At 66.9% G+C, this 677-nt stretch carries 1 protein-coding gene; it reads right to left on the reverse strand.

The annotated features are described in order from the left end of the window. Nucleotides 1-677, reverse strand: a 677-nt coding sequence (locus AC097L_RS26585) for an AI-2E family transporter (RefSeq protein ID WP_479589682.1), incomplete at both ends; no start/stop codon positions are given.

Genomic DNA, 677 nt, shown 5'->3' on the forward strand with positions numbered 1-677 from the left:
TGTAGCGCTGGATCTGCTCGTTGATCTGGTTCAACGCCTGCAGGGTGATCTTTTTGCGGCTCAGCGTGGGGCCGGTCAGTTTGACCAGCTTGCGCCGGAAGCTGTCGCCCGAGGCCATCAGGAAAAAGGTGATCAGCGACACCGTGCCCAGCTGCCCCAGCAGGCCCACGATGCCCAGGCTGCCGTCCCACACGTAGTCGCGGATGTCAAACCGGGGCTTGACGATCTGCACCCGTTGCACGCCCGGACCGATGGGCACGGAGCGGCTGGTCTCCTCGGCGGCCTTTTCCAGGTGCGAGGCGGCTTGCTGCACGGTGGTCAAGGTGTTGCGCGGCGCGCCGGGCAGGGTGCGCAGGGCGCTGCGCAGCTTCTGGGTGGCGGCGGGGAGTTGCTCGACCAGTTTGCTGGCATCGTCGCTGAGCGAGTACGCCAGTCCGCCCACGCCGCCAATCATGCCCAGCAGCAGCACCGCCGCACTCAATGCGCGTGGCACCCGGCGCGCATGGAACCAGTCCACCACCGGCGACAGGGCGTAGCTGGACAGAATGCCCACCATGATCGGAATAAACACCGCCGCCGCCCAGTGCAGGGTGTAGATGCTGGCCAGCAGGGCCAACAGCCCCAGGGCAAAGCTGCGCACATCCACCGGCATGTGCAGCACCACGCGGCGTGACCGG

The organism is Rhodoferax sp. RT5P35, assembly GCF_056521385.1.